The sequence below is a fragment of the Streptomyces sp. BHT-5-2 genome, from assembly GCF_019774615.1.
Classification (GTDB): Bacteria; Actinomycetota; Actinomycetes; order Streptomycetales; family Streptomycetaceae; genus Streptomyces.
Window position 1 is genome coordinate 5,792,351 of the sequence record NZ_CP081496.1, and the last position, 12,521, is coordinate 5,804,871.

General features: G+C 70.0%; 9 protein-coding genes and 1 tRNA gene. 4 read left to right on the plus strand and 6 right to left on the minus strand.

Going from position 1 to position 12,521, the window contains the following annotated elements; genetic code table 11:
- Window positions 1–24 precede the first annotated feature (24 nt).
- Window positions 25–498 (plus strand): PaaI family thioesterase, encoded by a 474-nt coding sequence (locus K2224_RS25660; RefSeq protein WP_221908860.1) that lies wholly within the window; start codon window positions 25–27, stop codon window positions 496–498.
- Between the two features lie 193 nt (window positions 499–691).
- Here K2224_RS25660 and K2224_RS25665 read toward each other — a convergent pair whose 3' ends face one another.
- Complete coding sequence (locus K2224_RS25665; RefSeq protein WP_221908861.1) at window positions 692–1,375, minus strand: ANTAR domain-containing response regulator; 684 nt, start codon at window positions 1,373–1,375, stop codon at window positions 692–694.
- 90 nt (window positions 1,376–1,465) lie between these two features.
- Here K2224_RS25665 and K2224_RS25670 point away from each other — a divergent pair.
- Together K2224_RS25670 and K2224_RS25675 are read left to right on the plus strand one after the other, a co-directional pair.
- Window positions 1,466–1,548, plus strand: a tRNA-Leu gene (locus K2224_RS25670).
- Window positions 1,549–1,633: 85 nt separating this feature from the next.
- The gene (locus tag K2224_RS25675; RefSeq protein WP_221908862.1) at window positions 1,634–2,422 is read left to right on the plus strand and encodes a helix-turn-helix domain-containing protein; all 789 of its coding nucleotides are present in this window, start codon (window positions 1,634–1,636) and stop codon (window positions 2,420–2,422) included.
- 59 nt (window positions 2,423–2,481) lie between these two features.
- Here the strand turns inward: K2224_RS25675 and pyk are convergent, their stop codons facing one another.
- Window positions 2,482–3,918, minus strand: coding sequence for a pyruvate kinase (pyk, locus tag K2224_RS25680; RefSeq protein ID WP_221908863.1), 1,437 nt, complete (start codon window positions 3,916–3,918; stop codon window positions 2,482–2,484).
- Window positions 3,919–4,063: 145 nt separating this feature from the next.
- The gene (locus K2224_RS25685) at window positions 4,064–4,753 is read right to left on the minus strand and encodes an SIMPL domain-containing protein (RefSeq protein WP_221908864.1); all 690 of its coding nucleotides are present in this window, start codon (window positions 4,751–4,753) and stop codon (window positions 4,064–4,066) included.
- A gap of 179 nt (window positions 4,754–4,932) precedes the next feature.
- Between K2224_RS25685 and K2224_RS25690 the strand changes: the two genes are divergently transcribed.
- A complete protein-coding gene (locus tag K2224_RS25690) occupies window positions 4,933–6,744 on the plus strand; it encodes a bifunctional UDP-sugar hydrolase/5'-nucleotidase (RefSeq protein ID WP_221908865.1) in 1,812 nt (603 codons plus the stop codon).
- A 78-nt stretch (window positions 6,745–6,822) separates the two neighbouring features.
- Here K2224_RS25690 and K2224_RS25695 read toward each other — a convergent pair whose 3' ends face one another.
- From K2224_RS25695 to pepN, 3 genes are all read right to left on the minus strand, one after another.
- Window positions 6,823–8,262 carry a lysine N(6)-hydroxylase/L-ornithine N(5)-oxygenase family protein gene (locus K2224_RS25695; RefSeq protein WP_221908866.1) on the minus strand — a complete coding sequence of 480 codons (1,440 nt, stop codon included), beginning with the start codon at window positions 8,260–8,262 and terminating at the stop codon, window positions 6,823–6,825.
- A complete protein-coding gene (locus tag K2224_RS25700; RefSeq protein WP_221908867.1) occupies window positions 8,259–9,689 on the minus strand; it encodes a pyridoxal-dependent decarboxylase in 1,431 nt (476 codons plus the stop codon). Before K2224_RS25700 ends, K2224_RS25695 begins: the two co-directional genes overlap by 4 nt.
- A gap of 255 nt (window positions 9,690–9,944) precedes the next feature.
- Complete coding sequence (gene pepN, locus K2224_RS25705) at window positions 9,945–12,518, minus strand: aminopeptidase N (RefSeq protein ID WP_221908868.1); 2,574 nt, start codon at window positions 12,516–12,518, stop codon at window positions 9,945–9,947.
- Window positions 12,519–12,521 lie beyond the last annotated feature (3 nt).

Here is a 12,521-nt window from a genome sequence, read left to right on the forward strand (position 1 = left end):
ACGGCGAGCGAAACGGAGCAGCCCATGGGTGAGCAGAGCACGACCACCTTCCCGCAGGAGATCCTCGACCAGTGGGCCGGCATCGGCGTCGACCTGCCCGCCCTCTTCTCCGCCGGACACCTCGGCGAGCGGATGAGCGTCCAGGTCACCGAGGCCGCCCCGGAGCGCGTCGTCGGCACCATGCCCGTCGAGGGCAACACCCAGCCCTACGGACTGCTGCACGGCGGCGCCTCCGCCGTACTGGCCGAGACCCTCGGCTCCGTCGGCGCCATGCTCCACGGCGGCCCCGCCAAGGCAGCCGTCGGCGTCGACCTCAACTGCACCCACCACCGCGGCATCCGCTCCGGACTCGTCACCGGCGTCGCCACCCCCGTACACCGCGGCCGGACCACCGCCACCTACGAGATCGTCATCACCGACGAGCAGGACAAGCGGATCTGCACCGCCCGCCTGACCTGCGTACTGCGCGACGTCGACCCCGACATGTACCGCGCCTGACGTCCGCACACCGGCCACCCGGCCGGCGCCCCACCGCCCGGCACCACGGCCCCGCACCCGGACCTCCGGAGGCGGGGCCGTCCGCACTTGGGGCCGTCCGCACTTCACAGAACAGAAAACGCCGGCGGCGCCCACAGGCACCGCCGGCGTTCGATTCCGGCAATTCCGGAACAGGACCAGAGCGACCAGAGCCCTACTGGTCCTTCCCCTGCTCCTTCTTCTTCGCCTGCTCCTTCTGCTGCTGACGCTCCGTCGCGTCCTCGATGACCGCCTCGGCCACCTGGTGCATCGACAGCCGACGGTCCATCGACGTCTTCTGGATCCACCGGAACGCGGCCGGCTCCGTCAGCCCGTACTGGGTCTGCAGAATGCTCTTCGCCCGGTCCACCAGCTTCCGCGTCTCCAGCCGCTGGGTGAGGTCCGCGACCTCCTGCTCCAGCGCCCGCAGCTCGGTGAACCGCGACACCGCCATCTCGATCGCGGGCACGACGTCGCTCTTGCTGAACGGCTTCACGAGGTATGCCATGGCGCCCGCGTCCCGGGCCCGCTCGACGAGTTCGCGCTGCGAGAACGCGGTCAGCATCAGGACCGGCGCGATGCTCTCCTCGGCGATCTTCTCGGCCGCCGAGATCCCGTCGAGGATCGGCATCTTCACGTCAAGAATGACCAGATCGGGGCGGTGCTCCCGGGCCAGTTCCACGGCTTTCTGTCCGTCTCCGGCCTCGCCGACGACGGTGTAGCCCTCCTCCTCCAGCATCTCCTTGAGGTCGAGGCGGATCAGCGCCTCGTCCTCGGCGATCACGACGCGCGTGGTCAGCGGCGGTACGTGCGACTGGTCGCCATCGGCGACAGGCTGCTGGGGCTCGGCGGCGCTCAAGGGGACTCCTCGTTCCAGGCAGGTGGTGCCATTGCAGCCTACCTAGGGGCGGTGCTCGTTACTTACACGGTATGGTGTCTCGTGCCGCCGGCCGGGTTGGTGGAATGGCATACACGGATGTCTCAAACACATCTGCCCGAGAGGGCTTGCGGGTTCGAATCCCGCACCCGGCACTCACAGATCAAGCGGAATTTCACCTTCTCGTGAACTTCCTCGCGAATCACTCCCTCCGCACGCTCCGTCACGCACAGTGACGATATGCGTTTTCATGACACAGACGTACGACAGCGGGCGGTCGCCCGGCTCCGCGCGGGGGCGAAGAACGCCGACGTCGCCCGAGCCTTGGGGATCCCCCTCGGAACCATCAGCTACTGGCGACATATGGACCGCGCCAAGCGCGGAGAGTGTCCGGGACGGCACGCGCCCCGGTGCCCTCGCTGCGACGGCTGCGAGCTCGACGAAGTGGCCTACGCCTACCTGCTGGCCCTCTACCTCGGCGACGGGCACATCATCCAGTATTCGGGGCACCGCGTACCGAGCCTCATGATCACCTGCGACGACAACTGGCCCGGTCTCATGGACGACTGTGAGACGGCAATGCGGGCGGTTTTCCCCGACAACTCGGTGTGCCGCGTCAGCAAGCAGGGCTGCCACAACGTGAAGGTCTACTCCAAGCACTTATGGTGCATGTTCCCTCAGCACGGCCCGGGCAAGAAGCACGAGCGGCCGATCGTCCTCGAAGGGTGGCAGCAGCGGATCGTGGACGCACACCCTTGGGAGTTCATCCGGGGACTCGTCCACTCCGACGGGTGCCGGATCACCAACTGGACGACGCGGATGGTCAGCGGCGAGCGCAAGCGCTACGAATACCCGCGGTACTTCTTCACGAACAAGTCCGTGGACATCCGCCGACTCTGCTCGGAGACGCTGGACAGAGTCGGCGTCGAGTGGAAAGCCACCCGACGCGGCAGCGAGACCTACAACATCTCCGTCGCCAAGCGTGCCTCCGTCTTGCTCATGGACCAACACATCGGGCCGAAGTACTGACGGGACGGCAGTCAGTTACCTCGGCCCAGCGGAGTTGGAGCGGGTGCGTGCGGGTGGGGCTACTTCTGGATCTCGTCCTCGCCGATGTGGTGGACGCGGACGAGGTTGGTGGAGCCGGGGACTCCGGGCGGGGAGCCGGCGGTGATGATGACGACGTCGCCCTTCTTGCAGCGGCCGATCTTCAGGAGCTGCTCGTCGACCTGGGCGACCATCTCGTCGGTGGAGTTGACGGTGGGGCCGAGGAAGGTCTCCACGCCCCAGGTGAGGTTGAGTTGGGAGCGGGTGGCCGGGTCGGGGGTGAAGGCGAGGAGGGGGATGGGCGAGCGGTAGCGGGAGAGGCGGCGGACGGTGTCGCCGGACTGGGTGAAGGCGACGAGGAACTTGGCGCCGAGGAAGTCGCCCATCTCGGCGGCGGCGCGGGCGACGGCGCCGCCCTGGGTGCGGGGCTTGCTGCGTTCGGTCAGGGGTGGCAGGCCCTTGGCGAGGATGTCCTCCTCGGCGGCCTCGACGATGCGGCTCATGGTGCGGACGGTCTCGGTGGGGTATTTGCCGACGCTGGTCTCGCCGGAGAGCATCACGGCGTCGGTGCCGTCGATGACGGCGTTGGCGACGTCGCTGGCCTCGGCCCTGGTGGGGCGGGAGTTGTCGATCATCGAGTCGAGCATCTGGGTGGCGACGATGACCGGTTTGGCGTTGCGCTTGGCGAGTTTGATGGCGCGCTTCTGGACGATCGGGACGGTTTCCAGGGGCATTTCGACGCCGAGGTCGCCGCGGGCGACCATGATGCCGTCGAAGGCGGCGACGATGTCGTCGATGTTCTCGACGGCCTGGGGTTTTTCGACCTTGGCGATGACGGGGAGAAAGCGCTTCTCCTCGCGCATGATGCGGTGGACGTCCCGGATGTCGTGGCCGCTGCGGACGAAGGAGAGGGCGATGACGTCGGCGCCGTAGCGCAGGGCCCAGCGGAGGTCGTCCTGGTCCTTTTCGGAGAGGGCGGGGACGGAGACGGCGACGCCGGGGAGGTTGAGGCCCTTGTGGTCGGAGACCATGCCGCCTTCGATGACCTTGGTGTGGACGCGGGGTCCTTCGACGGCGGTCACTTCGAGGGTGACCTTGCCGTCGTCGACGAGGATGCGTTCGCCGGGGGTGACGTCGTCGGCGAGGCCGGAGTAGGTGGTGCCGCAGAGGTGGCGGTCGCCTTCGATGCCGTCTTCCACGGTGATGGTGAAGGTGTCGTCGCGTTCAAGGAGTACGGGACCTTCGCGGAATCGGCCCAGGCGGATCTTCGGGCCTTGAAGGTCGGCGAGGATTCCGATGCTGCGGTGGGATTCCTCGGATGCTTTGCGGACCCGGTCGAAGCGGGCTTCGTGGTCGGCGTAGGTGCCGTGGCTGAGGTTGAAGCGGGCGATGTCCATTCCGGCGTCGACGAGGGCTTTGATCTGCTCGTACGAGTCGGTGGCGGGGCCCAGTGTGCAGACGATTTTTGCTCGGCGCATGTTTCGACCCTATGACTTACCGGGCGGTAGGGAAGTGTGGTGACGTGACTGCTCAACGACCGCTTGGTGAAAGCCTGTTGACAAGTTTTGGAATGGGCGCGAAGCCGCTCCGATGAGCGGAATTACGGCTTCGCGCAGGCTGGTCTCACAGTGCGGGACGGGTCATGGTGAAGCGGGCGTTGACGCTGGCGTGGACGGTCTGGCGGCGTGGTTCGAGGTCGAGGGCGGGGGCCGATTCGAGGGCGGCGCTGCGGGCGCCGCCGGGGGCGGCGAAGCCGTAGCCCTGTTGCTGGGGATGGCCTTCGGCGCCGATGTCGGCGATTTCGAGGACGGCGTCGAGGGTGGCGCCGAGGGCTTCGGCGTATTCGCGGGCGCGTTGGACGGCTTCGTGGACGGCCTGGGTGCGGGCGCTGCGGTGGGCGGGCGAGTCGGGGCGGAGGGCCCACCAGGGGCCGTCGACGCGGGTGAGTTCGAGGTCGGCGAGGCGGGTGGTGAGTTCGCCGAGGGCGGTGAAGTCGTTGAGGGTGGCGGTGAGGGTGACGCGTCCGTGGTAGGCGCGGATGCGTTCGTGGCGGCCTTTGTCGGTGAGTTGGGGGGTGAGGGTGAAGCTGCCGGTTTCGAGTTGTTCGACGGCGTCGCCGTAGCTCTTGATGAGGGTGAGGGCGTGTTCGTTGCGGCGGGTGAGGTCGGTGAGGGCGGTGGTGCGGTCGGTGCCGCGGGCGCTGACGGTGACGGTGATGCGGGCGATTTCGGGGTCGACTTCGAGGTGGGCTTCGCCGCGGACGGCGAGGCGGGGGGCCTCGGGGGTGCCGTAGGGGAGGGTGGGGTCGGTCATGGGGTCAGCTTGCCAGTCGGTGCCGGTCTTTCGGTCAACTGGTCACCTGGGAGTCACCTGTTCGCAACGTTGTGGGGCTGTTGCGACAGGGGTGGTCGGGGCCACAATCTACGCGCGTTGTTCCGGGGCGGCGTGCCACCGGGCGCATGGGGACCATCTGACCTCTTGGGGGCGTCGATATGTCGTTCAACCGCCGGAAGTTTCTGGGGCGTTCGGCCGCGGCCGGTGCGGGGGTGGCGCTCACGGGGGCGCTGCCGCAGGGTGCGCAGGCGCAGGAGTCCCGGCCGGGGCGTGGGCGGGGCGGGCGGGTCCCGTTCCGGGTGCTGGGCACGACGGACGTGCACGGGCACGTGTTGAACTGGGACTATTTCACCGACAAGGAGTATGACGACGCGGCGCACAACGATGTCGGGCTGGCGAAGATCTCGACGCTGGTGGAGCAGGCCCGCAAGGAGGCGGGGCGGCATCGTACGTTGCTGATCGACGCGGGTGACATCATTCAGGGCACTCAGCTGTCGTACTACTACGCGCGGGTCGATCCGATCACGGCGCCGCACGGTCCGAAGCATCCGATGGCGCTGGCGATGAACCGGATGCGGTATGACGCGGCGGCGCTCGGCAATCATGAGTTCAATTACGGGATTCCGGTGCTGCGGAAGTTCCAGGAGCAGTGTGATTTCCCGTTGCTGGCGGCGAACGCGCTGGATGCGCGGACGTCGAAGCCGGCGTTTCCGCCGTATGTGGTGAAGCGGATCAAGGTGCCGGGTCACCGGGATGTCCGGGTGGGGATTCTGGGGCTGACGAATCCTGGTATCGCGGTGTGGGACAAGGCCAATGTGCAGGGGAAGTTGACGTTTTCGGGGCTGGTCGAGCAGGCGAAGGTGTATGTGCCGAAGCTGCGCTCGCTCGGCTGTGACGTGGTGGTCTGTACGGATCATTCGGGCCTGGACGGTGCGACGTCGTACGGGGATGCGCTGCCGTATCCGGAGAACGCGTCGTCGCTGGTGGCCGAGCAGGTGCCGGGTATCGACGCGATTCTGGTGGGTCATACGCACAAGGAGGTGGCGTCCCGGACGGTGGTGAACAAGGAGACCGGCCGGAGCGTGGTGCTGTCCGAGCCGCTGATGTGGGGGATGCGGCTGAGTGTCTTCGATTTCGAGGTGGAGTGGTGCCGGGGCCGCTGGGAGGTGGTGTCGGTCAAGGCGGAGGTGCGCAACGCCAATACGGCGGTGGAGGATCCGGAGATCGCGCGACTGGTGCGGGGTGAGCATCAGGCGGTGGTGAAGTACGTGAATCAGGTGGTGGGGACGTGCAAGGCGGCGATGTCGGCGGCCGAGGCTCCGTACAAGGACACGCCGATCATCGACTTCATCAATTTCGTGCAGGTGGACACGGTGAAGTCGGCGCTGGCCGGCACGAAGTACGCCGCACTGCCGGTGCTGTCGCAGGCGGCGTGTTTCTCGCGGTCGGCGGCGATTCCGGCGGGCCAGGTGTCGCTGCGTGATGTGGCGGGGCTGTATGTGTACGAGAACACGCTGGATGCGCGGCTGTTGACGGGTGCGCAGCTGCGGGACTATCTGGAGTTCTCGGCGCGGTATTTCGTGCAGACGGCGCCGGGTGCGCCGGTGGATCCGGCGAAGCTGACGAACGCGAACAACACGCCCGACTTCAACTACGACGTGGTCGGTGGGCTGACGTATGACATCGACATCGCGAAGTCGGCGGGTTCGCGGATCACGAACCTGCGGTATCAGGGCAAGCCGTTGGACGACCAGGCGCAGTTCGTGCTGGCGGTGAACAACTACCGGGCGAACGGCGGTGGTGGCTTCCCGCATGTGGCGAAGGCGACGTCGGTGTGGTCGAACTCGGACGAGATCCGGAACACGATCATCGCGTGGGTGAAGGCGAAGAAGGTGATCGATCCGGCGGTGTTCGCGGCGGCCGGGTGGCGGCTGACGCGGGCGGGGGTGCCGGTGTTCCAGGGCGGGTGACCCGGGTCGCGCCGTGTCGGTGCGGGCGCCGCCCCTCTCCCCCGGTCCGTGCGGGTTGGGGTGGAGGGGCGGTGGCGTTCAGTGGCGCGGGACGAGGTTCGAGCCCTGGCGGGGGACGGTGCCGGTGCGGCGGGTCGGGGGTTGTTGGGTGAGGCCGAAGGTGGTGAAGGAAGTGCGGGTGGGGAGGGGGTAGGTGGAGGTGGAGGTGAGGGAGTTGAGGATGGTGGCGCTGCGCCAGGCGGCGAGGCCGAGGTCGGGGGCGCCCACGCCGTGGGTGTGGCGTTCGGCGTTCTGGACGTAGACGGAGCCGGTGATGGCGGGGTCGAGGACGAGGCGGTGGTGTTCGTCGATGCGGGGGCGTTCGGAGGCGTCGCGGCGGAGGTAGGGGTCGAGGGCGGCGAGGAGGGTGTCGAGGCGGCGTTCGCGGTAGCCGGTGGCGAGGACGACGGCGTCGGTGGTGAGGCGGGAGCGGCTGCCTTGTTGGGCGTGTTCGAGGTGGAGTTCGACTTTGGTGGTGCCGACGCGGCCGGCGGTGCGGACCTGGACGCCGGGGGTGAGGACGGCGTTGGGCCAGCCGCCGTCGAGGGTGCGGCGGTAGAGCTCGTCGTGGATGGCGGCGAGGGTGTCGTGGTCGATGCCCTTGTAGAGCTGCCATTGGGCGGGGAGGAGTTCGTCGCGGGTGCGTTCGGGGAGGGCGTGGAAGTAGCGGGTGTAGTCGGGGGTGAAGTGTTCCAGGCCGAGTTTGCTGTATTCCATGGGGGCGAAGGCGGGGGTGCGGGCGAGCCAGTGGAGGTTTTCGCGGCCGGTGGGGCGGGTGCGGAGCTGGTCGAGGAAGATCTCGGCGCCTGATTGGCCGGCGCCGATGACGGTGAGGTGGTCGGCGGCGAGGAGGCGTTCGCGGTGGTCGAGGTAGTCGGCGGAGTGGATGACGGGGACGGTGGGGGCCTCGGCGAGGGGGCGGAGGGGGACGGGGACGTGGGGGGCGGTGCCGATGCCGAGGACGAGGTTGCGGGCGTGGGTGCGGCCGAGGGCTTCGGCTTCGCCGTCGGCGTCGAGTTGGGTGTAGTCGACTTCGAAGAGGTGGCGTTCGTGGTTCCAGCGGACGGCGTCGATGTGGTGGCCGAAGTGGAGGGTGGGGAGGTTTTCGCTGACCCAGCGGCAGTAGGCGTCGTATTCGGCGCGGTGGATGTGGAGGCGCTCGGCGAAGTAGAAGGGGTAGAGGCGTTCGCGGGTTTTGAGGTAGTTGAGGAAGGTCCAGGGGCTGGCGGGGTCGGCGAGGGTGACGAGGTCGGCGAGGAAGGGGACTTGGAGGGTGGTGCCGTCGATGAGGAGGCCGGGGTGCCAGTGGAAGGCGGGGCGCTGGTCGTAGAAGGCGGTGCGGAGTTGGGTGAGGGGGTGGGCGAGGGCGGCGAGGGAGAGGTTGAAGGGGCCGATGCCGATGCCGATGAGGTCGAGGGGCTCTTCGGGGCCGGGGGTGTCGGTGGGGGTGTCGGGCTCGTTGTGTGGCGGGGTGTTCATCGCGGGGTGTGGCCTTCCACGAGTTTGAGGAGGGTGGTGAGGTCTCCGGGTTGGGTGTGGGGGTTGAGGAGGGTGGTTTTGAGCCAGAGGCCGGTGGGTGTGGTGGCGCGGCCGAGGACGGCGTGGCCTTCGGCGAGGAGGGAGCGGCGGATGGTGGCGAGGGTGGTGTCGTCGGCTCCGGTGGGGCGGAAGAGGACGGTGGTGAGGGTGGGGCGGGAGTGGAGTTCGTAGCGGGGGTGGGCGTCGATGAGGTCGGCGAGGGTGCGGGCGGCGGCGAGGGTGCGGTCGACGAGGTCGCCGAGGCCCTGGCGGCCGAGGGCCTTGAGGGTGACGGCGATCTTGAGGATGTCGGGGCGGCGGGTGGTGCGCAGGGAGCGGCCGAGGAGGTCGGGGAGGCCGGCTTCGGTGTCGTCGTCGGGGTTGAGGTAGTCGGCCTGGTGGGCGAGGGGGGTGAGGGTGGCGGCGCCGGGGACGGCGAGGAGGCCGGCGGCGACCGGTTGCCAGCCGAGTTTGTGCAGGTCGAGGGTGACGGTGTGGGCGCGGGCGAGGCCGGTGAGGGTGGCGCGGTGGGTGGCGCTGAAGAGGAGGGGGCCGCCGTAGGAGGCGTCGATGTGGAGGCGGGCGCCGTGGTGGTCGGCGAGGTCGGCGAGGGCCGGGAGGGGGTCGATGGCGCCGGCGTCGGTGGTGCCTGCGGTTGCGGTGAGCAGCACCCGACCGGTGCAGCCGCTGCGGCCGGTGAGTTCGGCGAGGCAGGTGTGGACGGTGGCGGGGTCGAGGGTGCCGTCGGGGGTGGGGAGGGTGAGGGGTTCGGGGAGGCCGAGCAGCCAGGCGGCGCGGTGGATGCTGTGGTGGGCGTTGGCGCCGCAGACGATGCGGAGGGGGCCGGTGGAGCCGGTGGGTTCGGTGGTGCGGTGGGCCTCGCGGGCGAGGAGGAGGGCGAGTTGGTTGGACTCGGTGCCGCCGGTGGTGACGAGGGCGTCGGGTGCGTCGGCCTCGGGGTACACGAGGGCCGCGAGGGCGCGGGCGGTGAGGGTTTCGAGTTCGGATGCGGCGGGGGCCTGGTCCCAGGAGTCCATGGAGGGGTTGAGGGCGCTGGCGGCGAGGTCGGCGGCGGTGGCCAGGGCCAGTGGGGGGCAGTGCAGGTGGGCGGCGCAGTGCGGGTCGGCGGGGTCGGCGGCGCCGGCGGCGAGGGTGTGGACGAGGGTGCGCAGGGCGGTGTGCGGGCCGATGCCCTCTTCGGGGAGGAGGGGGAGGCAGGCGTCGCGGACGGCGCGGGCGACGGTGTCGGGGCCGCCGGGCGGGAGGGGGCCGGAGCGGTCCTGGGCGCCGGTGGTGAGGGCGTCGAGGACGGTGTCGAGGAGGGGGCGGAGCGCACGGGGGCCGTCGGCGCCGCCTGCGAGGGCGGTGCCGGCAGGGGCGACTGGCATCAAGAGGCTCTTCTTCAAAGGGAGTTGGGTGCCCGGGTACCGGGTCTTAGGCCGACCTAAGTTACTGGTCCGGTACGGCGGGTATCCACCTGTTGCGCCGGTATCACCCTTTCGTGGGATGGGTGTCCCGCAGATGTTCGGTTGCCTGCGGTCTTGCGCACCGTCGAGGAGCGGGTGCCGGGGTGGCGCGGAAGCGACGCGGGTGCCACCGGCGGCTTCCGCCCGATGGCACCCGCGCCCCGCGCCGCCGGCGTGCTACCGCGCGGCGTCGGCGGTGCGGACGTGCAACGCCCTGCGCAGGTCGTCGAGTTGGTCGACGAGGGTGCGCCGCAGGGCCGGTGTCGGGTCGCTCTCGGCCAGGCAGGTCTCGCCGAGGCGGAGGGTGGTGTCCTCGATGAAGGGGGTGGGGAAGGCGTTGCGTCCGGCGGCCCGGGCGAGGGCGGGGCCGCGGTGGGCGGCGAGGGCGGGGACGTCGGTGAAGTAGCGGGTGACGTAGGGGCGGAGCAGGTCCTGCTGTTCGGGGGCCCAGAAGCCGTTGGCGGTGGCGGTGAAGAGGTAGTTGGAGGGGGCGGTGTCCTCGTCGGTGGTGAACAGGGCTTCCCAGGCGGCCTGTTTGGCGGCCGGGTCGGGGAGGGCGGCGCGGCAGCGGGCGGCGCCTTCGCGGCCGGTGGCGCTCTGGTCGCGGGCGAGTTCGGCGTCGATGGCGGCGTGGAGTGCGTCGGTGGGTGCGGCGCCGAGAGTGGCGAGTCGGCCGAGGATGCGCCAGCGCAGTTCGTGGTCGAGGGCGGGGCCGCCGGGGACGCTGCCGTCGTCGAGCCAGCCCTGGATGCCTTCGGGGGTGGTGGCGCTGTCGATGAGGGTGCGGACGGCGGTCAGGCGGAGGCCGGCGGCGGGGCCGTGGCCGGGGCCTTCGGTGCGGCGCAGGAGGTCGCGGCCGAGGGCGGTGAGGGTGGTCAGGGCGGTGTGGCGGTCGGCGGGGGTGAGGTAGCGGTCGGCGATCTGGGTGCGGGCGAAGGCGAGGACGCCCTGGACGATGGCGAGGTCGGTCTCGTGCGGGAGGTGGTCGCGGGCGGCGTCGAGGTAGGCGGTGGGCGGGAGTTGGCCGTCGCGGACGAGGTCGCGGGCGGCGTTCCAGACGACGGCGCGGGTGAGCGGGTCGGGCAGCGAGGAGAGGCTGCGGGCGGCGGTCCGCCAGGAGGCGGGGTCGAAGCGGACCTTGGCGTAGGCGAGGTCGCCGTCGTTGAGGAGGACGAGGGCGGGGGCGGCCCGGGGGAAGGTGTGGCGGGTGGGGTCGCCGTCGGCGGGGATGTCGACGTCGAAGCGGTCGCGCGGGGTGAGCCGGTCGGGGTGGTGGGGGTCGGCGTCGTAGGTGCCGACGGCGATGCGGTGCGGGCGGTTGCCGGTGTGGGTGATGTCGAGGTGCCAGGTGCCGGGTTCCTCGGTGACGGCGGGGGTGAGGGTGTCGACACCGGTGGTGCGCAGCCAGCGTTCGGCCCAGGTGTGGACGTCGCGGTCGGTGGCGCGGGCGAGGGAGTCGAGGAAGTCGGCGAGGGTGGCGTTGCCGAAGCGGTGGCGGGCGAAGTGGTCGTTGATGCCGGCGAGGAAGTCCTTCTCGCCCATCCACGCGACGAGTTGGCGCAGGGCGGAGGCGCCCTTGGCGTAGGAGATGCCGTCGAAGTTGAGGAGGGCGGAGGCGGTGTCGGGGACGTCGTGGGGGGCGGGGGCGACGGGGTGGGTGGAGGGGCGCTGGTCGGCGTCGTAGCCCCAGCCCTTGCGGGCGACGGCGAAGTCGGTCCAGGTGTCGGTGCCCCACTTTCTGGGGGGAGTCCCCCCAGACCCCCCGCGGCCGGCTTCGGAGAGGACCTGGTAGCCCATGTATTCGGCGAAGGACTCGTTGAGCCAGATGTCGTCCCACCACCGGAGGGTGACGAGGTCGCCGAACCACATGTGGGCCATTTCGTGGGCGATGACCACGCCGCGGGTCTGGCGTTCGGTGTCGGTGACGGCGGAGCGGAAGACGAAGTCGTCGCGGAACGTGACCAGGCCGGGGTTCTCCATGGCGCCGGCGTTGAATTCGGGGACGAACGCCTGGTCGTAGGAGTCGAAGGGGTAGGGCTCTTCGAAGATCTGGTGGTAGCGGTCGTAGCAGCGGCGGGTGATGTCGAGGATTTCCTCGGCGTCGGTGTCGAGGTGGGGGGCGAGGCTGCGGCGGCAGTGGATGCCGAAGGGCAGGCCGGCGTGTTCGGTGCGGACGGAGTGCCAGGGGCCGGCGGCGACGGCGACGAGGTAGGTGCTGATGCGGGGGGTGGTGGCGGCTTTCCAGGTGCCGTCGGGGAGTTGTCCGGTGCGGCCGTTGGCGAGGACGGTCCAGGTGGGCGGGGCGGTGACGGTCAGGTCGAAGGCGGCCTTGAGGTCGGGTTGGTCGAAGGCGCCGAAGACCCGCTGGATGTCGTCCATGAAGAGCTGGGTGTAGACGTAGCTCTCGCCGTCGGCGGGGTCGGTGAAGCGGTGCATGCCCTCGCCGGTGCGGGAGTAGCGCATGGTGGCGTCGAGGCGGAGCTCGTGGGGGCCGGCGGTCAGGCCGGTCAGGGGCAGGCGGTTGTCGTCGAGGGCGGCGGGGTCGAGGGGGCGGCCGTCGAGGGTCGCGGTGTGGAGTGTGACGGGCCGGATCTCGACGAAGGTGTCGCCGGGTTCGACGGCGGTGAAGTGGATGACGGTGCGGGAGGTGAACTCCTCGTCGCCGTGGGTGAGGTCGAGGGCGATCTCGTAGCGGTCGACGTGGATCCGGCGGGCGCGGGCTTCGGCTTCGGGACGCTGCAGTACGGGCATGTG